Genomic DNA, 18,729 nt, shown 5'->3' with positions numbered 1-18,729 from the left:
ATGCTGTGGAGTGTACTGACGCTCGGCGCTGCGGCAGCGGCTGTAGCTGTAGGCATGATGCATGCGCAGGCGCGTGAATACGGCGTGATTACGGAAGAAGCAACGGTAAGGTTACTCCCGCGCGCATTTGACGGGACACGAATCTTTTTCATTACCGATCTGCATCGGCGCGCCATTCCCGACGGCTTGATCGCCCAGTGCCTGGAGGCGGGCGGCGCCGATCTCGTCATCATCGGCGGCGATCTGGCGGAGAAGGGCGTACCGCTGGCCCGCACACGCGCCAATATTCACAAGCTTCGACGCATCGCGCCGATCTACGCCATCTATGGCAACCACGACACGGTATGCGATCAGCGGGCGCTGGAGGTGATGCTGCGGGAGGAAGGCGTGCATGTGCTGGTCAACAGCAACGTGCTGCTGGAGCAGGGCGGCGAGCGTGTCTTGTTGTGCGGCATCGACGATTCCATTCATGATCGCGATCGTCTCGATCTGGCGCTGGACGGCACACTGGCGGGCATCGCCGAAAGCGAGGAGGGCCGGCGCAGCGTGTGCAAGATTCTGTTGGCGCATGATCCGTTGATTGCCGCGCAGCTGAGCGGCATGGAGGCGGATCTGATCCTGTCCGGGCACACCCACGGTGGGCAAATGCGGCTGCCGTTGTACGGGCCGCTGCTGCGCACTCGGTCGGTGCGGCTGTATCGCAGCGGCTGGTTCGAGATCGGCGCACGTCAAAAAGCAGCCGGGGAGGCTGCGGCCCGGCTGCTGGTGAGCAATGGCTTCGGTACGTCCAAAGTGCCGCTGCGGTTGTTCGTCCCGCCGCAGACACACTTGCTTACGCTTCGCTGTCCGACTCCAGATCGCTCAGGTCAATCGTAGCCGGGTCAATGAAGCCGTAGCCTTCGGCTTCCAGCTTGGTGAGGAGCTCGTCCAGCGCATCGGCGGTCCAAGGCAGCTCATGCATCAAAATGTTTGCGCCCGAGTGCAGCTGCTCGAGCACATTTTTGATCACCTCGTCCGGCTTGTCCTTGGCGCTGCTGTCCCAGTCAAGCGAGCCGTTGGACCAGGTCATATACAGCATGCCTTGATCCTTGACGTGCGCCTTGACCTGGTCGTTGCCCGCGCCGAACGGCGGCCGGAAAAAGCGGGGCGTCTCGCCGATAATCGCGCTCACCTGCTCTTGCACGCGATCAATTTGGGCTTCGGCGTCGGATGCCGACTGTTCCTTCAGATTCACGTGGTCCCAGGAATGGTTGCCGATGGTCTGACCGCGCTCGTGAATGAGCTCCAGTAGCTCGGGATTGGCCTCGACGCGATAGCCGTTCACAAAAAAGATGGCTTTGGCATCATGCTTGTCGAGCGCATCAATAATTTGATCGATGAGCGCCTGCTCCTTGGGACCGTCATCAAAGGTCAGCAGCACCTTCTTGTCCGTGATCTGGTCGCCTACGGGTTCGAAGCGGTATACGCTGTTCATCTTGTATTGCGGCTCGGCCGGCTGTTCCTCGACTGCGGGCGTATCGGAATTGTTCGAGTCGGCCTCATCTCCCTCAGCATCCGCTTCCTGAGACGGCGCAGCGTCGTCCGGCGCAGCGTTCGAGCCGTTTTCACCGTCTGCATCGTTCGTCGGATCCGAGCCTCCATCTTCCGAGTCGGGGCCGTCCGCCTCGGCGGGCGGGTCGCTTGCTCCGTTGCCATCCGGCTGCTGGAGGGCGCTCTCTTCGTTGTTGTTCGTTCCGTTGACAGGGGAGGACGCATTGGAGCATCCTGATGCGAGCGCGAGCGCGAGACATAGCGCGAGTGTTGGAACGATCGATTTCATGTTGTCCTCCTTCATTGCTTTACCATTCATATCCCTTTACCCAGCCCAATGACAATTGTATCACAGCTCGCACGTTTTTAAGAATGACGGCCTGCCCCTGCGGAAACACTACAACGGTACTACCTGCTTTAATTTTGCAAAGGAGGCGTAAAACCAATGAAGTGGAGCGCGTTTATTGCGGGCGGAATCGCGGGAGTAGCGGCAGCTGCCCTGCTGCATGCGCGCCGGCCGGAATCAATGCAGCGATTGTCGCAAGGCGCAGGCCGTGTGTGGCGTCAGGCCAAGAGCAGGGGCGTGGAGCGGGCAGTCCGCGCCGGACTTGCAACGATCGAGCATAGCGCCAAGGATGTGCGCAAGATGGCCGGCGAAGAATCCGCCAAGGCTTGGCAGCGGATCGGCGAGCTTGTACGCAGCGATCCGCATATTATGCGCGAGGCCGACAAAATTTTGAACGAAAACGGAATTTCTCGGCCGCACTGACATGTTTTGCTGCATCATGCATGCCAAAAGGGCGCCGAAATCGGACCGGAAGAGCCGGTGGATTCGGCGTTTCTTTTTTTAGTGTCGACCTAGTGCAATCCGCGAGCAAAAATGATAACATGGTTACATAGCGTGTTTTAATCACATATTATATGAAATTTCATACGCTGTTATAACTGATGCTTCAAAGGAGGATCCTGTCATGAAGATCGAGCGATTGAGTCAGGACAAGATCAGGATTTTCCTGACATTCGACGACCTGCTGGAACGGGGGATCCAGAAGGACGACATGTGGCGCGAAATTCCCAAGGTGCATGAGCTGTTCAGCGAAATGATGGATCAAGCCTATACCGAGCTGGGCTTTGATGCAAGCGGTCCGCTGGCTGTCGAGGTATTTGCCCTGCCGGCCCAGGGCATGGTCGTGATTGTCACGCGGGGCAGGTCGGAAGCGCAGAGAAATGATCAGGATGCTGAGGAAGAAGCCGACGAGGATATTTATGAAATGGAAGTCACGCTGGAACACAGCGATACCGTGATGTATGCGTTTCGGGATTTCGAAGACGTCATCGCCGCCTTCCATCAGCTGCAATCGGCCGGCTTGAGCGATGACGGGCGGTTGTATTCGTACAAGGACAACTGGATTGCGGCATTCGACCCCTTGCCTTCCGATCCGCCGCGCACGCTGGCCTTGATCGCCGTGCTTGCGGAATACGGCGAAGCCACCTCGGTTACAGTGCCTGTACTGGAGGAATACGGCAAGCTCGTTATTGGCGCCGGAGCCGTCCAGGAAATCTGCTCTCATTTTAAAGCCTGAACGACCACATAGTGTTGCATCGGCTGCGGAATCCGCGAGGCGATGCTTTTTTTTGAACATGTTGGAAAAAAACCTCAAAAAGGTGGCGTGCGATCGATGGTGCTTTTGTTGTCTTTGTTTACGGCGGCAGTTGCGCCAGGCGTCTCGCTGCTGTCTTATTTGTATCTGAAAGACCGATACGATTCGGAGCCGTTTCACATGGTGCTGCGCATGTTCGTGCTCGGCATGGTGGTCGTTATTCCGATTTTGGTTGTACAGCGCGGTTTAATGCTCTGGCTTGGCGAGTCGCCCTTCGTATTTTCTTACATTATCTCCTCTGCCGTGGAAGAAGGTTTTAAATGGTTTGTGCTCTATCACATCATATTCAATCACACGGAATTTGACGAGCCGTACGACGGCATATTGTATGCGGCGGCCATCTCGCTCGGATTCGCAACGCTTGAAAACGTCATGTATGCTTTTTTGCAGCCCGTTTCGTTCGGCTCGTTGCTCATGCGCGCCTTGCTGCCCGTATCCGGACACGCATTATTCGGCATTGTCATGGGCTATTATTTTGGCAAAGCCAAGTTTACGCGCAACAAAAGCAGAAGGCGCATGTATATCTGGATGTCGCTCGCCCTCCCGCTCGGCTGGCATGGCACATACGATTGGATCATGCTCGAATTCGAATCGATCTGGCTATGGATCATGATTCCGTTTATGGTGCTGCTCTGGATCAGAGGCATGCAAAAAATTCAGCGCGCCAGCGCCAGATCTCCCTTCCGGCTCGTACGCGAGGAGGAGGTTAAAATGTAGCTTATCCGTCCATAATGCTTGTATCGCGTGCCGGAAAGGCACTACTTCGACATGGGTCTGGAGGGACAAGCAGTGGACAATGCAAGGGTGAAAGTCACGATTCGTTGCCGCATTTGCGGTGAAAAATTTGTGCTGCGCGGCAGAAGGGACAACGATCGAATCGAAACCGGATTCAAGCAGTGCCTATGTGACAACATCGACCAATTCGAAATTGAAGAGCAGAACTGGTAGACCATGCATAAAGCTCCTTCTCGGGAACCAAACTAACACCAGGTTTGGCATAAGAAAGGAGCTTATGTGCGATGTACCAACGGTTAAGCGCGGTATTGTTTCCTCTGATTGCATTGCTGCTGGTAGGCTCGGTCTATTGGGGCTACCAGGAGCATCAGGAAAAAAACAGCATTTTGATCAAAGCCGAAAATCAGTACCAGCGGGCCTTTCACGAGCTCAGTCACGATATGGACGTGCTGCACGATCAACTGGGAAACACGCTGGCAGTCAATTCGAGCTCGCAGGCTTATCATCGCAAAGGACTGGTGAATGTGTGGCGTATCACCAGTCAAGCGCAGAGCGAAATCAACCAGCTTCCGCTGACGTTGCTGCCGCTCAACAAAACGGAGGATTTCCTGGCTCATATCGCCAGCTTTTCCTATAAGGCCGCGGTGCGCGATCTTGCCAAAGAGCCGCTCACCGGGGACGAGCAGCAAACGTTAAAAACCTTGTACGCGCGCTCGGCGGAAATTTCGCGCGATTTGCAGGATATGCAAAACAATGTCATCGCCAACAATTTACGCTGGATGGATGTCGAAGTAGCGCTGGCGGCAGAGCAATCGGCTCAGGACAATACGATTCTCGACGGCTTCAAGACGGTGGACAAAAAGGTCGAGGAATATCCGGAAATCAACTGGGGACCGTCGGTCTCGGCGATGTTCGAGCGGCGTACGATTCGCATGCTGGAAGGCGGCAACGCAAAACCTGAGGATGTCCAGCGCGCCGCCGCAAAATTCCTGGAGTTGAAGGATTCTTCCCAGATCGCGGTGAGTGAAAACGGCAAAGGAACGGAATACGAGTCCTACTCGGCGAGCGTAGCCGGTCCCGAAGGCCAAAGCCCGATTCAGCTGGAGTATACGAAAAAAGGACCGGAGCTGATCTGGTTCATGAACGCGCGCGACATTGACGTCAAAGCGGTCAGCGCCGACGAAGCGGAGCGCAAGGCGCAAGCCTTCCTCAAAGCGCGCGGGTATCCGGATATGAAGGCAATAAGCTACGATCCGCACGGCAATGTCGGCAATTTCACATTTGTCGCCAAGCAAGGCGACGTGCTGATCTATCCTGAAAAGCTCGTCGTCAAAAGTGCGCTGGACAATGGCGAGCCGGTCGGGCTTCAGGCTGGGGATTACGTGTACGAGCATCGTCAGCGCAAGCTCGACAAGCCGAAGCTGAGCGTGGCGGAAGCCCGAAAAACCCTCAATCCCGACTTCAAAGTGAAGGATACCGAGCAAGCGCTCATTAAAAATGAGTTGTCCAAGGAAGTGCTTTGCTACGAATTTACGGGAAAAATCAACGACAGCCACTATCGGATCTACGTCAATGCCAGCGACGGCAACGAAGAAATGATTGAACGTTTGCCCGGAATGAACGGCGATGGCGGGCAATGACAACCGGCAGTCGGCCGCGCGTATTGACGGCTGGACGCGCATCCTGATCCGGATTCTCGTCTGCTTGCTCGTCTCCATGACAGTGGCGCAATACGCCCTGCAATTTCCAGCCGTTCGGAATTGGCTGACCGGTGTGGATCGATTGGAAGGCATCCCTTATTCGGATGCCTTATTTTTTTGCAAATTTGCGCGGATTGTGGTATAATTTTCACGTTCGCAGGCAGGGCCAGAGCCTGCTTTTTTATTGAAGGGGTCGGATGCGAGGAACCCGACCTGCCTGGCCTTCAAGCTTAGGGGGAATCCAGCGTTGACCATGCAGCATGAATCCGGAAACGAACGCATCAATATCGCCATCGACGGCCCGGCCGGTGCCGGCAAGAGCACCGTGGCCAAAAAAGTGGCCGAGTTGCTGGGCTATGTATATATCGATACCGGAGCCATGTACCGTGCCGTAGCGCTTGCTGCCTATCGCAGCGGCGTCGATGCGGCAGACGGCGATCGGATTGCCAGGCTGCTCGAGACGTTGAAGATCGCGCTCTATCCCGGTCCAGACGGGCAGAGGGTATGCATCGACGGCGAAGATGCCACAGCCGCGATTCGCTCGCGCGAGGTCACGCTTCGCGTCTCTCAGGTCGCTTCGCACGAGAGGGTGAGGCTTCGTCTGGTGGAGATGCAGCGTGCACTCGCCGCCTCCAAAGGCGCCGTCATGGATGGCCGGGACATCGGCTCGCACGTATTGCCGCATGCCGAGTTGAAGGTCTTTTTGACCGCCAGCGTGAAGGTTCGCGCGGCGCGGCGCTTCAGCGAGTCGGGTGCGGAGCAGGGCGTGAGCCTGGAGCAGCTCGAGCGCGAGATTGTCGAGCGCGATCGCGCCGATGCGCAGCGCGTGCACTCGCCGCTCGTGAGGGCGTCCGATGCCAAGCTGCTCGACAGCACCGACCTGAGCATTGAGCAGGTCGTGGAGCAAATTGTCGCATGGAGTCGAACCAAATTGGCGGAGGCGAAGTAAACTATGTTATATCGTTTCTGCCGCGGACTGCTTAAACTTATCTTTGCAACTTTGTTCCCGCTGCGGACCGTCGGACTGGACAATATTCCTGCTACGGGGCCTGCGCTGCTCTGCTCGAATCACATCAGCAACATAGACCCGACCACGGTAGGGGTCAAGGTGAGGCGCAAGGTGCATTACATGGCCAAGTCCGAGCTCTTCTCCTTTAAGCCGGCCGGCAAGTTCCTTCGTTCGCTCGGCGCGTTTCCGGTGAACCGCGGCGGCGTCAGCAAGGAGTCGATTCGAACAGCGCTCAAGCTGCTAAAGGATGGGCATGTCATGGGCATTTTCCCGGAAGGAACGCGCGGCAGCGGCGGCGCGGCCAAAAAAGGGGCCGCAATGATTGCGCTGCGCAGCGGCGCGCCTGTCATTCCCGTTCGCATTATCGGTTCTTATCGTCCGTTTCGCAGATTGACCATTGTCTACGGCAAGCCGATCGATTTGACCGAGGTTGCGGCTTCGGCTGCGCCCGATATGCTCGAGCAGGCCACCGAAGTCATCATGAAGGAGATCCATTCGCTTTCCGCTTAAGTGTTAGAATGTTTTAAATGCTGTGCGTCGTATCGTACGAAGCGGTCACGTGGCAGATTTAAATAAAGTTGGGGTATGAATCGAGGAGGTTATTTCAAATGTCAGAAGAAACAAAAGCACAAGCAACCGAGGTAGAAGAAGCGGTCGAGCAAACGACCGAATCCCAAGCCGAGGAGCAGCAACCCGCAGAAGTAGCGGCAGAGCAAGACGCCGAAGCGGAGGAGGAAGTAAGCCAAGATGCGCTCGATAATCTGGTATCGCTGAAAAAAGGCGACACAGTAAAAGGCACGGTGGTCAAGGTCGAAGACAACCAAGTCACCGTCAGCCTGGGATATAAATACGACGGCGTCATTCCGCTTCGCGAGCTTTCTCCTGTACAACTGGACAGCACCGAGAACGTAGTCGAGCTCGGTCAAGAGCTTGAGCTGAAGGTGGTCACGATTGACGACGACAAAGAGAAGCTGATTCTCTCCAAGCGTCAAATCGTCAGCGAGCAAGCGTGGGATGAGCTGCAAGAGCGCTTTGACAACGGCGAAGCCTTCGAAATTACCGTTGCCGACGTTGTAAAAGGCGGCCTCGTCGCCGACGTTGGCGTTCGCGGCTTCATTCCGGCTTCCATGGTCGAGCGTCACTATGTGGAAGATTTCAAGGATTACAAAGGCCGTACGCTGAAAGTAAAAGTGAAGGAAATCGACCGCGAGAACAACAAGGTCATTCTTTCGGCGAAAGAAGTGCTTGAAGAAGAATTCGAAGCCAACAAGCTGCGCGTGATGGCCGAGCTGGAAGTCGGTCAAGTCATCGAAGGCACGGTTCAACGTCTGACGCCGTTCGGCGCATTCGTAGATATCGGCGGCGTAGACGGCCTGGTCCACGTATCCGAGCTGTCCTACCAGCATGTGGCGCATCCGCGCGACGCCGTCTCCGAGGGCGATCAGCTGAAGGTGAAGGTTCTGAAAATCGTACCTTCCGAGGGCAAAATCAGCTTGAGCGTAAAAGCGGCGCAGCCAGGTCCGTGGGAATCGGCGATCGGCCAATTCAATACGGGCGACATCGTAACCGGAACGGTTCGCCGACTCGTTAACTTCGGCGCTTTTGTCGAAATCGCGCCTGGCGTCGAAGGCCTTGTGCACATTTCGCAAATTGCGCATCGCCATATCGCCACACCGCAGGAAGTGCTGGAGGAAGGCCAGGAAGTGCAAGCCAAGATTCTGGACTTCAACCCGGGCGAGAAGCGCGTGAGCCTGAGCATCAAAGAAACCGAAGAAGCGCCTGAGGCGCCGATTCGTTCCGAGCGTCCCGAACGCTCCCGCGCGCCGCGCGAAGATCTGAACAATCCGAATGTCAGCCTCAGCAATCAAGGCATGAGCTTTACGCTGGCCGAGCGCTTTGGCGACAAACTGAGCAAATTCAAGTGATTTAACGGCTTGAGCCAATACGAAACACCCTCGCGACTAAGCGAGGGTGTTTTTGTCGTACATGGTTAAACGCCGCCGCCTGCCGCTTTCCGATTATGCGTAAGCGAGTCTGCGCATAATAGAGACAACGGAGGGATGGAATATGAATGCGGGCTTTTTTACCTTCTGGCTGCTTGGCCTCGCAGGCATCCTTGTGCTCACAGGCTGGAGACGCGAGCTGCTGGGAACGGTTCGGCTGCGAGCATTGCTCGTATTCGGGGTGGTTTGGGCAGTCTTGCTGCCTGTGAATTGGGCGCTGACGAGTACTTTATCCATTCGCTTGTCCTTGGTCTGGCAGATGGGCTGGGCAATCGGCTGTCTGCTTCTGGCTAAGCTGCGGAGTCAGGCCTTGTATCACCTGTTCGCGACGGCCATTGTAGGCGCGCTCGTCTACTGGATTCGCGTGCTTTATTTATACGATCCTGTGTTTGTCGTGATTCACCCGTTCTGGGACACGGCCCTGGCTGCCGGCTTGCTGGCCGGCATTTTGTCACCGCTGTTCGCGGTACAGTTCTCAATTCTGACATTGGCGCTCGCACTTGCGCAGCTGCTGCTTCACCGCTCTGCCATGCTCCATATTCCGCTAGGCAGCGCTTCATGGCAGGATGGATTTTTCGCGGCGCTGGCGATTGCGCGCACAGTCAGCGGCATGGCGGCTATCGCGGCCCACCTGCGCACGCGGCTGGCACCGTATTGGCTGGGCGAAGACGGAGGGGGATCCTCATGACGGCGTTGCTGGCGGGTTATACCTATACGATCGGCATTATAGGAGGCGTTGTCTTCGGACTTGTCGCCAGATTGCTCATGCTGCGGACCGATTATCGTCAATACCCGACGTATCCGCACGGACGAATTATTCACATCTCGCTCGGTGTGATTGCCGCCGCCCTTGGCGCGGTAGCTGTGCCGGCTTTATTTAACAAAGACTACACCGCCATTACTTTTTTGACGCTGGCTGCGCAGCAGTTTCGGGATGTCCGCAAAATGGAGCGCGAAACGCTCACCAAAATCGATGAAATGGAGCTGGTCAGCCGCGGCTCGACGTATATCGAAGGGATCGCAATGGTGTTTGAAGGTCGCAACTATTTGGTTATTCTGACTGCTTTCTTAACCAGTCTGTTTACGATTTCGTTCGCCTGGTATTATGGCTTGGTGGCCGGCTGCTTCTCGCTGCTGATTGTGCGCATTCTCCGTTCCGGTAAATTGATCGCGCATATTGCCGAGGCGCGCGTGGCGCCAGTGCGAATCGAGGGAGCGGATCTGTATGTCGGAGATATTTATATCATGAATGTCGGGTTGCGGGACAATCAGGAGCTGATTGCCCGGCGGGGCATGGGGCTTATCTTGCAGCCGCGCGATGCGAACGCCAAAGCGACGCTGAGCAACCTCGGGCAGCGGCAGGCGATACTGTACGATCTGTCGACCATTCTTGGGGTCTACCGCGACAGCTCGGAGCCGGCGCTGGTGCCGATGGCCAAGCTGGACATGCACGACGGCAGACTGGCCGTGTTCATCCTGCCGCAAGAGCTTAGTCCGGCCAAAGCGCGAGAGGTGGCGCTGCGGGTGCCGGTATTGGAATCGGCAGTGCGCATGCCGACGCAAGCGAAAGTCAATCGCGAGGAGGAGGGGGCGCATGGCTCGAATTGAAGCGGTCGTCACGCGCCATCGGAACAACGCCGGCGGCAGTGTCGCCGTTTTTTACGTCGAGACGGCGGAGGAGCTGCAGCAAACCTCGTTTCTGCTTGAAAAAATTTTGGATGCATCCGCCCATGATCTCAAAAACGGGACGATGATTCTCGTCAATCACCAGGCAGAATGAAAAGGTTAGCCAAGCTCCCGCTTTTTTGCTATGATGAATGTCGTGAGTATGGGTGAAGGAGTGGAGGCATGGCAAGACCGGTTATTGCGATTGTCGGACGGCCGAACGTCGGGAAGTCCACCATATTTAACCGAATTATCGGCGACCGGCTGGCAATTGTCGAGGATAAGCCTGGCGTAACCCGCGATCGGCTCTACGGAACCGGAGAATGGAACGGCAAGGCATTCAGTATTATAGATACTGGCGGTATCGAGCTCGAGGGCGAGGACGCCATCATGAAATCGGTCCGGATGCAGGCGGAGCTGGCGATCGAAGAGGCAGATGTTATTGTATTCATGGTGGATGCCAAGGCGGGACTGACGCATGCCGACGACGAAGTGGCGCAGCTGTTGTTCCGCTCGCGCAAGCCTGTCGTACTGGCGGTCAACAAGGTCGACAACGACAATCGAATGGACGATGTGTACGAATTTTATGGTCTTGGCTTCGGTGCGCCAGTACCGATCTCGGGCTCGCACGGGCTGGGAATCGGCGATCTGCTCGATGCCGCGGTGGAGCGGCTACCTGATCCGATGGAGCCGGAATACGACGACGACGTCATCCGGGTGGCCTTGATTGGTCGACCCAATGTCGGCAAGTCCTCGCTTGTCAATTCGTTGCTCGGCGAGGAACGGGTCATCGTGAGCGAGGTTGCCGGCACGACCCGCGACGCGATCGATACACCGTTCGAACGCGACGGCCAGCGCTACGTGTTGATTGACACGGCAGGCATGCGCAAGCGCGGCAAAGTATACGAAACGACCGAAAAATACAGCGTCATGCGTGCGATGAAGGCGATAGAGCGCGCGGACGTGGCGCTGGTGCTTATCAATGGGCAAGAAGGCATTATCGAACAAGACAAGCATATTGCCGGCTATGCGCACGAAGCCGGAAAGGCCGCCATTTTCGTCGTCAACAAATGGGATGTTGTCGAAAAAGGCGATAAAACGATGCAGCAGTTCGAACGCAACATACGCGAGCATTTTCTGTTCATGACGTATGCGCCGGTCGTCTTTTTGTCCGCGCTTACCAAGCAGCGCCTGCACAAGCTGCTGCCGGTCGTGAACCACGTATCGAATCAGCATGCGATGCGGATTCAGACACATCTGCTCAATGATGTCGTGGCCGATGCGGTGGCGATTAATCCGCCGCCTACGGACAAAGGCAAACGGCTGAAAATCAATTATGTGACGCAGGTGGCGGTCAAGCCCCCGACCGTCGTGGTTTTCGTCAACGACCCGGAGCTGATGCATTTCTCTTATCAGCGGTATTTGGAAAACAAAATTCGCGCCGCGTTCGATTTTGAAGGAACGCCGATTCGAATCTATACCCGGCGCAAGTCTGAAGAAGATTAGGGGAGAGACTTGTTGGTTGATGTCATTTTAATTGGAGTCAGCTATTTGCTCGGTTCGTTATCGTTTAGCATTCTCATCGCCAAATGGGTGAAGGGCATCGACATCCGCGACCACGGCAGCGGCAATGCCGGCGCCACCAATACGTTGCGGGTATTGGGCAAGGGTCCGGCCATCGTAGTATTGGTACTCGACGCGGCCAAAGGAGTCGCAGCCGTGCTGCTCGCCGGCTGGCTTGCGGACGGCGAGCAATGGACGATGGCGGCTTGCGGTCTGGCAGCGATTGCAGGACATAATTGGCCGGTCTGGTTCCGCTTCAAGGGTGGCAAAGGGATCGCCACCACGGTGGGCGCACTGGCGGCATTGGCCTTTTTTCCGGCCTTGTATGCGGGACTGTTAGCCATCGCGGTCATTGCACTCACCCGGTACGTTTCGCTCGGCTCGCTCGTTTTTGCCGCCGCCGCGCCGCTGTTGATTTTTGTGATGCGCCTGCCGGTGCCGTTTTTGGCGGCTGCGCTGGTGCTGTGTCTGCTTGCTTTCATTCGGCACCGCACCAATATCGCCAAGCTGCTCAGCGGCCAAGAGAATCGGTTGGGCGGCAAGAAAGGAGTCACGCATGGCAAATCGTAGCGCTGCCGTCCTGGTGGCCGGTAGCTGGGGGACGGCCCTGGCGGCCGTATTGGCGCGCAACGGCTGCCGCGTCCGACTATGGACGCGCAACCTGGCACAAGCCGAGGAAATCAACGTCAAGCGAACGAACAGCCGCTTTTTGGGCGATGTGACGCTTCCGCAGGGACTGCTGGCGACGGCGTCGATGGAAGAGGCGTTAACGGGCGCAGAGGCGGTTGTTTTTGTGGCGCCTTCCGCAGCGATGCGAGAGGTGGCCAGGGCGGCGGCCCCGTACTTGAGCTCCAGCGCGCTGTGCCTGCATGCGACCAAGGGCTTTGAGACGGGCACGCTCAAGCGTATGACGACCGTGCTCGCCGAGGAGCTTGGCCGGCCGGAGTCGGAGCTTGCGGTGCTGTCGGGACCCAGCCATGCCGAGGAGGTCGTGCGCAAGCTCCCCACCACGGTAGTGGTTGCCTCCCGCTCGCTGACCGTTGCGCAACAAGCGCAGGATTGGTTCATGAATACGAATTTTCGCGTCTATACCAATGACGACGTGACCGGCGTGGAAGTAGCCGGCGCGATCAAAAATATCATTGCCCTGGGCGCCGGGCTCTCGGACGGCCTGGGCTTTGGCGACAATGCCAAGGCGGCGTTGATCACACGCGGTCTGGCCGAGATCTCCCGGCTCGGCGAAGCGATGGGCGCCGGGCCGTTGACATTCGCGGGCCTGGCCGGGGTCGGCGACCTCATCGTCACCTGCACCAGCAAGCACAGCCGCAACTGGCGCGCCGGGTCGCTGCTTGCCACCGGTCTTGCGCTGGGGGAGGTGCTCGAGCGCATGGGCATGGTCGTCGAGGGCGTGCGCACGACCCAGGCCGCTAATCAGCTGGCGCAGGATTATGGCGTGCCTATGCCGATTACGGAGCAGCTCTACCGCGTGCTGTTCGAGGGCAAGTCGCCCCAGCAAGCGGTCGAAGCGTTGATGGGGCGCGATCGCACCCACGAGCGTCGAGAGGCCTGACAAGCTCCCGGAGGGCCTACACCAATCCCGTCCCCTCGTCATATGATGCTAGGAGCGACCGGCGGCAAGCCGGTGGCGTTAGGAGGGGAGCAATGAGCGGGAAGCAGCAGATTCCAAGAGACGTATTGAAGGCGGTCAACAAAAAAACCGGCAAGCCCGTTACGGAAAACGCGGTGAAAAAGTTGGCCAGCAACGTGACGCCCAACACGCTGAAAAGCGACGCCGAATTGCGGCGGCTGATCAAGCAAGTGTCCCTCATGGCCAAGGTGCCGGTCTCCGAAGAGACGGTCACGGAGATCGTCGGCGTTGTCAAAAAAAGCGGAATGAACATGAATAATATGGAAGCTCTGATGAAAATGATGATGAAAAAACAGTAGTCGGAGCCGGCAAAAGCGCAGGACACCGGGCAAAGGTCCGGCAACGTCACGCTTTTGCCGTTTTTTTTTCTTGTCTTGAAATGCTATAATGATAGCCAAACCAATCATGCTACAGGTAGGAGTCGAGGGCAAGAATGGATGCCATGACAAAAATGTGGGTTTCGTTTATCGGAATCGGATTGATGGCGCTCGCCGCAATTGTCATTACCGTGGCGCGAACAAAGACGCGGGGGATCGTGCGTGTAGTGCTTTCCATAGTCGCTTTTGTGCTGTTGCTGTTCGGATTTTTATACGGATTCATTTCGATTACATAACAATATCGGTCAAGGAAGGATGGGAATATGCAAGTCGAACTGAAGGGAAAACGCGCGACGGCGGAGGTAGAGGGCGAGCCGGGGCTGTCGGTGCTCGACCTCGCCTTGAAACACAACGTGGAGTGGGGGTTTTCTTGCACGCGCGGCACTTGTGCGCGCTGTCGCTGCCTCGTGAGCGAAGGCATGGAGCTGCTGGAGGAAGCGACCGACGCGGAATGGGATCGCCTTGGCGACGAGGAGCTGGAGCAGGGCTACCGCTTGGGCTGCCAAGCGGTGCTGCGCATCGGCGAAGGCCGCGTTTCGGCCGAGAACAAGACGTATTTTTAGCACATTCGATTCGATCCGGGAGGTGACGACGATGGAAATGGAGGCCGGACGGCTGGAGACGGCCTTGGCCAGCATCCTCCGCCTAGCTCCGCCGCGTCGCTTGCCGTGGGTCGTGGGGGGCAGCGCTGGCCTGTTGCTGCGCGGGCTTGAGCTCGCGGTGCCGCCGCGTGATCTGGATATTTACAGCGACGACAAGCATGCGCCCGAGTTGCACGAAGCGCTGCGGCGGTTCCGGCAGGACGAGCAGATAGAGAGCCGCACCGCGATTTATCGTTCGCTCCTCAGCCATTATTCGGTCGAGGGAGTCGAGGTCGAATTGGTCGGAGGCTTCGAGATCCGCACGGCGCAGTGTCTTTATCGCGCGGAGGTCGAGCGCCGGCTTTGGCCAGGCGGGTCCAGCCGACACGGCTATGTGCTGGTGCCGCTGGCGCACGAGCTGATCTTTAATCTGCTGCGCCAGCGCGAGGATCGGGCGAGCTTGATCCTGCGCGCGATGGCCGGCGACAGCGGCGAAGCGCGCATGCTGCGCGAGCTGTTGATGGCGAACCGCGTGCGAGGGCCGATTCGAGAGCGTCTGGAGGCCTGGCTGTCGGCCCGGGAAGCCGGTGAGCGGACATGAGCGTCTGGATTCAATTTTTGCCCGGCGGTCAAAAAACGGCGGTGCGCCCCGGCACGACAGTGCTGGAAGCGGCCCGCAGGGCGCGCATTGCGTTGCCTACACGCTGCGGAGGCAAGGCCGGCTGTCTCATGTGCAAGGTCTATGATCGAGGCAACAGCGGGCTTTCTGCGCCGTCTGACAAGGAGCGCGCCAAGCTAGCGGGAGCAGCGGCCGATCTGCGGCTGGGGTGTCAGGCCAAAATTATCGGTCCGTCGACCGTCGAGGTGCCGGAGGACCCGCTCAAGGCTGCGGTGCGGCGTCAGCTGGAGCGGCAGCGTGAGGAATGGCCGTAGGGCAAGATCGGAGGAATGCGAATGATGGGCTATGCCAATAAAAAGATGGCCGCCTTGCTGGCGATGAGCGCGGTTGCGATCATGCTGCTGGGGGGCTGTCTCTATCCGGACGAGCAGCGTCAGGCCAATGGCGTGTCTGTGCGCGAAGCCGTGCGCAACATGCAAATGGTCGTCGATCAATATCAGAAGGACACGGGCATGCTGCCGATTCAGAACAGCACACCGCAAACGCCGAAATACGAGAAATACGTGATCGATCTTGGCAAGCTGCAGCGCATGCAATACATCAGCGATTTACCGGCTGTGTCGTTCGAAAAAGGCGGCAGCTACTATTTCCTGATCCTGGACGAGGAGACGGATCCGACCGTTAAGCTCATGGATCTGGTACCGTATCAGAAAATCAACGATCTGCAAAGCAAAGTCGATGCTTATGTCGCGGGCAGCGGCGAGCTCCCGGCAGGCGAAGAGGCTTATCCGGGCTTTTCCTGGATCGATTACGAGCGTCTTGGAGGCAAGGCGCCCGAACTTCGCAGTCCCTACTCGGGCCTTTCGCTATCGGCGATGCTGGATGTGCAGGGTCGCGTTTACATCGATTATGGGGTGGATCTTGCGCGGGCGGCCGAGCGGTCCGGCGAGGAGCCGTCTTCGCAGCGGGATCTGCGCGAGCTGCTCGTCGAAGGTGCGGACTACGTGCCGGTCAAGGCGCCGGTCTACCGCTGGGTGCAAGGCGAGCCGCGCGCTGTGGCGGCGGACGGCACGGATGCGGCCGGCTAATTGTGCACGGATGGTGCGTTTGAAGGATAATCTCCTTCAAGCGCGCTTTTTTTGTGCCTGTATGCGCATACCCGTGAAACGCATGGCATATATCAAGTGGTGGAAGACGTCGCCATTTGATCGCGGCCGCAAAAAAACAATTTGCGTATTCGTCATAAATGCGGCCGAAAAACAATATGCTGTTACTAGTCCAAACGGTTGTACGAGTTGCATCGCTCGCCCGCGTCGTCGGCTCCGCGAAAGCGGCGCATGTTGAAAACGCGGGGCCGGTGTTGAAATTTGATTGGGAGGGGATACGCAGTGGAGAAAGTGGACATTTTCAAGGACATCGCGCAACGGACCGGCGGGGACATCTACCTCGGCGTCGTCGGCGCTGTTCGGACCGGCAAATCAACCTTTATCAAACGGTTCATGGAGACGGTCGTGCTGCCCAGCATAGCCAGCGAGGCCGACCGGGCCAGGGCGATCGACGAGCTGCCGCAAAGCGCGGCGGGCAAAACCATCATGACGACCGAGCCAAAATTCGTGCCCAATCAAGCGGTGCAGATCAATGTGACCGAGGGACTGGAGGTCAATGTGCGCCTCGTCGATTGTGTCGGCTATGCGGTGGAAGGCGCCAAGGGCTACGAGGACGAGAACGGACCGCGGATGATTACCACGCCGTGGTTCGAGGATCCGATTCCGTTTCAGGAAGCGGCGGAGATCGGCACGCGTAAGGTCATTCAGGAGCACTCCACGCTCGGCGTCGTCGTCACGACGGACGGCACAATCGCGGAGATCGAGCGCTCGTCGTACGTCGACTCCGAGGAGCGGGTCATCGCGGAGCTCAAGGAAGTCGGCAAGCCGTTTGTGCTGATCGTCAACTCGACGCGGCCCAAGAGCGAGGAAGCGCTCCAGCTGCGCAGCGAGCTGCAGGAGAAGTACGATATTCCGGTCATGACGATGAGCGTGGCCACGATGGGCGAGGACGAGGTCATGTCTGTGCTCCGCGAGGTATTGTACGAGTTCCCGGTGCACGAAGTTAACGTCAATCTGCCAAGCTGGGTCATGGTGCTCAGCGAAAATCACTGGGTGCGCAGCAATTACGAAAGCTCCGTGCGGGACACGGTGAAAGATATTCGCAGGCTGCGCGACGTCGATCGCGTCGTCTCCCAATTCATGGAGTACGACTTTATCGCCCGCGCCGGTCTCAGCGGCATGAATATGGGGCAGGGCGTCGCGGAGATCGACCTTTACGCGCCGGATGAACTGTACGACCAGATTTTGATGGAGGTCGTCGGCGTCGAGATTCGCGGCAAGGATCATCTGCTGCAGCTGATGCAGGAATTTGCCCACGCCAAGCGGGAATATGACCGCTTCGCCGAATCGCTGGAAATGGTCAAGACGACCGGCTACGGCATCGCGGCGCCGACGCTGGCGGAAATGGCGCTCGACGATCCGGAGCTCATTCGCCAAGGCTCCCGCTTCGGGGTCAGGCTGAAGGCGACCGCGCCGTCGATTCACATGATCCGGGTGGACGTGGAATCGGAGTTCGCGCCGATTATCGGCACGGAGAAGCAGAGCGAAGAGTTGGTGCGGTATTTGATGCAGGACTTCGAGAACGATCCGATCAAGATTTGGGAGTCCGATATTTTCGGTCGCTCGCTGCACTCCATCGTGCGCGAAGGCATTCAGGGCAAAATCGCGATGATGCCGGACAACGCGCGCTACAAGCTGCAAGAAACGCTCGGTCGCATCATCAACGAGGGCTCGGGCGGACTGATCGCGATTATCCTGTAGGGGGATTGGGGCATCCAGGTAGCTCCGGGCCTTCGAAAGGCACGTTCCGCCACCATGCGGAGCGTGCTTTTTTGGGATGCGGCGGCGGCACAATCACACGGTCAACCGTGAAAACTTCTTAATCTACTTGAAATTCCGGAACTGCTGTATTACTATGAATTTGTTCGGCCTGAGGTATAATTTTATACGGAACGGTTAAACAGGATGATAATGAACCGACATTAGTTGCCGTCAGGGGAGGTGAAAGACATGAACAAAACGGATTTGATCGCAAAAGTAGCCGAAACGACAGAGCTGTCCAAGAAAGACGCCACCAAAGCGGTTGATGCCGTATTTGAAGCGATCTCCGACGCCTTGCAAAACGGTGACAAAGTACAACTGGTTGGCTTTGGCAATTTCGAAGTGCGCGAGCGTTCGGCACGTAAAGGCCGCAACCCGCAAACGGGTCAAGAGATTGAAATTGCAGCCAGCAAAATGCCTGCTTTCAAGCCCGGCAAATCGCTTAAGGATCTCGTATCCAACTAAGCTTATGCCCAGTGTACGCCCGGATCGAGGATCCGGGCGTTTAATTTTGAATGCGCAGCCGCTCGTTCACTTTTCCGTTCTTGACAAAAGTGCCGTATTCCGATAGACTCATTTTTGCAACATAACACAGTCGCCGCAGATTGGCAATGTCGGGGTATGGCGCAGCCTGGTAGCGCGCACCCTTGGGGTGGGTGAGGTCGCAGGTTCAAATCCTGTTACTCCGACCATTTGATCTTCGGCGCACCA

General features: G+C 57.4%; 25 protein-coding genes and 1 tRNA gene. 25 read left to right on the top strand and 1 reads right to left on the bottom strand.

Annotation, left to right across the window (positions count from 1 at the left end; all coding sequences use genetic code 11):
- Positions 1-876: a metallophosphoesterase gene (locus IDH44_RS08330; RefSeq protein ID WP_223869482.1), complete on the top strand. Its 876-nt coding sequence runs from the start codon at positions 1-3 to the stop codon at positions 874-876.
- On the opposite strand, the gene IDH44_RS08325 is transcribed toward IDH44_RS08330, so the two are convergent.
- Positions 833-1,819, bottom strand: a complete 987-nt coding sequence (locus IDH44_RS08325) for a polysaccharide deacetylase family protein (RefSeq protein ID WP_190916563.1) — start codon at positions 1,817-1,819, stop codon at positions 833-835. The genes IDH44_RS08330 and IDH44_RS08325 overlap by 44 nt on opposite strands.
- Positions 1,820-1,975: 156 nt before the next feature.
- Here IDH44_RS08325 and IDH44_RS08320 point away from each other — a divergent pair, with 156 nt between their 5' ends.
- The 24 genes from IDH44_RS08320 to IDH44_RS08205 all read left to right on the top strand — a co-directional run bounded on the left by IDH44_RS08320 (position 1,976) and on the right by IDH44_RS08205 (position 18,710).
- Positions 1,976-2,299 (top strand): hypothetical protein, encoded by a 324-nt coding sequence (locus IDH44_RS08320; protein WP_190916561.1) that lies wholly within the window; start codon positions 1,976-1,978, stop codon positions 2,297-2,299.
- Between the two features lie 202 nt (positions 2,300-2,501).
- Positions 2,502-3,113, top strand: a complete 612-nt coding sequence (locus IDH44_RS08315) for a genetic competence negative regulator (protein ID WP_190916559.1) — start codon at positions 2,502-2,504, stop codon at positions 3,111-3,113.
- Positions 3,114-3,209: 96 nt separating this feature from the next.
- Positions 3,210-3,908 carry a glutamic-type intramembrane protease PrsW gene (gene prsW / locus IDH44_RS08310; RefSeq protein WP_223869481.1) on the top strand — a complete coding sequence of 233 codons (699 nt, stop codon included), beginning with the start codon at positions 3,210-3,212 and terminating at the stop codon, positions 3,906-3,908.
- A gap of 72 nt (positions 3,909-3,980) precedes the next feature.
- Positions 3,981-4,139 carry a hypothetical protein gene (locus IDH44_RS08305; protein WP_223869505.1) on the top strand — a complete coding sequence of 53 codons (159 nt, stop codon included), beginning with the start codon at positions 3,981-3,983 and terminating at the stop codon, positions 4,137-4,139.
- Between the two features lie 71 nt (positions 4,140-4,210).
- Positions 4,211-5,566 carry a germination protein YpeB gene (gene ypeB, locus IDH44_RS08300; RefSeq protein WP_190916556.1) on the top strand — a complete coding sequence of 452 codons (1,356 nt, stop codon included), beginning with the start codon at positions 4,211-4,213 and terminating at the stop codon, positions 5,564-5,566.
- Positions 5,553-5,771, top strand: coding sequence for a hypothetical protein (locus tag IDH44_RS08295; RefSeq protein WP_190916555.1), 219 nt, complete (start codon positions 5,553-5,555; stop codon positions 5,769-5,771). The genes ypeB and IDH44_RS08295 overlap by 14 nt, the downstream gene beginning before the upstream one ends.
- A 108-nt stretch (positions 5,772-5,879) precedes the next feature.
- Positions 5,880-6,575 carry a (d)CMP kinase gene (gene cmk / locus IDH44_RS08290; protein WP_190916787.1) on the top strand — a complete coding sequence of 232 codons (696 nt, stop codon included), beginning with the start codon at positions 5,880-5,882 and terminating at the stop codon, positions 6,573-6,575.
- Between the two features lie 3 nt (positions 6,576-6,578).
- Positions 6,579-7,145 carry a lysophospholipid acyltransferase family protein gene (locus IDH44_RS08285; protein ID WP_190916553.1) on the top strand — a complete coding sequence of 189 codons (567 nt, stop codon included), beginning with the start codon at positions 6,579-6,581 and terminating at the stop codon, positions 7,143-7,145.
- Positions 7,146-7,243: 98 nt separating this feature from the next.
- Entirely contained in the window at positions 7,244-8,560 is a 1,317-nt protein-coding gene (gene rpsA / locus IDH44_RS08280; RefSeq protein WP_190916551.1) for a 30S ribosomal protein S1, read from the top strand.
- 142 nt (positions 8,561-8,702) lie between these two features.
- Positions 8,703-9,326, top strand: a complete 624-nt coding sequence (locus IDH44_RS08275) for a YphA family membrane protein (protein ID WP_190916549.1) — start codon at positions 8,703-8,705, stop codon at positions 9,324-9,326.
- Positions 9,323-10,246, top strand: a complete 924-nt coding sequence (locus tag IDH44_RS08270) for a YIEGIA family protein (protein WP_190916547.1) — start codon at positions 9,323-9,325, stop codon at positions 10,244-10,246. The genes IDH44_RS08275 and IDH44_RS08270 overlap by 4 nt, the downstream gene beginning before the upstream one ends.
- A complete protein-coding gene (locus tag IDH44_RS08265) occupies positions 10,233-10,418 on the top strand; it encodes a capping complex subunit for YIEGIA (protein WP_190916545.1) in 186 nt (61 codons plus the stop codon). Before IDH44_RS08270 ends, IDH44_RS08265 begins: the two co-directional genes overlap by 14 nt.
- Positions 10,419-10,486: 68 nt before the next feature.
- Positions 10,487-11,809 (top strand): ribosome biogenesis GTPase Der, encoded by a 1,323-nt coding sequence (gene der, locus IDH44_RS08260; RefSeq protein WP_190916543.1) that lies wholly within the window; start codon positions 10,487-10,489, stop codon positions 11,807-11,809.
- Positions 11,810-11,818: 9 nt separating this feature from the next.
- Positions 11,819-12,436: a glycerol-3-phosphate 1-O-acyltransferase PlsY gene (plsY, locus tag IDH44_RS08255; protein ID WP_190916541.1), complete on the top strand. Its 618-nt coding sequence runs from the start codon at positions 11,819-11,821 to the stop codon at positions 12,434-12,436.
- Positions 12,423-13,436: an NAD(P)H-dependent glycerol-3-phosphate dehydrogenase gene (locus IDH44_RS08250; RefSeq protein ID WP_190916539.1), complete on the top strand. Its 1,014-nt coding sequence runs from the start codon at positions 12,423-12,425 to the stop codon at positions 13,434-13,436. The genes plsY and IDH44_RS08250 overlap by 14 nt, the downstream gene beginning before the upstream one ends.
- A gap of 92 nt (positions 13,437-13,528) precedes the next feature.
- Entirely contained in the window at positions 13,529-13,813 is a 285-nt protein-coding gene (locus tag IDH44_RS08245; protein ID WP_190916538.1) for a stage VI sporulation protein F, read from the top strand.
- A gap of 134 nt (positions 13,814-13,947) precedes the next feature.
- On the top strand, positions 13,948-14,127 hold the full coding sequence (locus IDH44_RS08240; protein WP_190916536.1) for a DUF2768 family protein: 180 nt from the start codon (positions 13,948-13,950) through the stop codon (positions 14,125-14,127).
- Between the two features lie 27 nt (positions 14,128-14,154).
- Positions 14,155-14,454, top strand: coding sequence for a 2Fe-2S iron-sulfur cluster-binding protein (locus IDH44_RS08235; RefSeq protein WP_190916534.1), 300 nt, complete (start codon positions 14,155-14,157; stop codon positions 14,452-14,454).
- Positions 14,455-14,485: 31 nt separating this feature from the next.
- Positions 14,486-15,073 carry a nucleotidyltransferase family protein gene (locus IDH44_RS08230; protein ID WP_190916532.1) on the top strand — a complete coding sequence of 196 codons (588 nt, stop codon included), beginning with the start codon at positions 14,486-14,488 and terminating at the stop codon, positions 15,071-15,073.
- On the top strand, positions 15,070-15,405 hold the full coding sequence (locus tag IDH44_RS08225) for a 2Fe-2S iron-sulfur cluster-binding protein (protein ID WP_190916530.1): 336 nt from the start codon (positions 15,070-15,072) through the stop codon (positions 15,403-15,405). The genes IDH44_RS08230 and IDH44_RS08225 overlap by 4 nt, the downstream gene beginning before the upstream one ends.
- Before the next feature lie 21 nt (positions 15,406-15,426).
- Entirely contained in the window at positions 15,427-16,179 is a 753-nt protein-coding gene (locus IDH44_RS08220) for a hypothetical protein (RefSeq protein WP_190916528.1), read from the top strand.
- Positions 16,180-16,479: 300 nt separating this feature from the next.
- Positions 16,480-17,958 carry a stage IV sporulation protein A gene (gene spoIVA, locus IDH44_RS08215; protein ID WP_190916526.1) on the top strand — a complete coding sequence of 493 codons (1,479 nt, stop codon included), beginning with the start codon at positions 16,480-16,482 and terminating at the stop codon, positions 17,956-17,958.
- Positions 17,959-18,207: 249 nt separating this feature from the next.
- Positions 18,208-18,483, top strand: coding sequence for an HU family DNA-binding protein (locus IDH44_RS08210; protein WP_190916524.1), 276 nt, complete (start codon positions 18,208-18,210; stop codon positions 18,481-18,483).
- Positions 18,484-18,633: 150 nt separating this feature from the next.
- Positions 18,634-18,710 (top strand) — tRNA-Pro (locus IDH44_RS08205).
- The last annotated feature ends 19 nt before the right edge of the window (positions 18,711-18,729 follow it).

The organism is Paenibacillus sabuli (genome assembly GCF_014705605.1).
GTDB classification, from domain to species: Bacteria; Bacillota; Bacilli; order Paenibacillales; family Paenibacillaceae; genus Paenibacillus_D; species Paenibacillus_D sabuli.
Note: the sequence above shows the minus strand (reverse complement) of the source record. Positions and strands in the feature narration are given on the sequence as shown.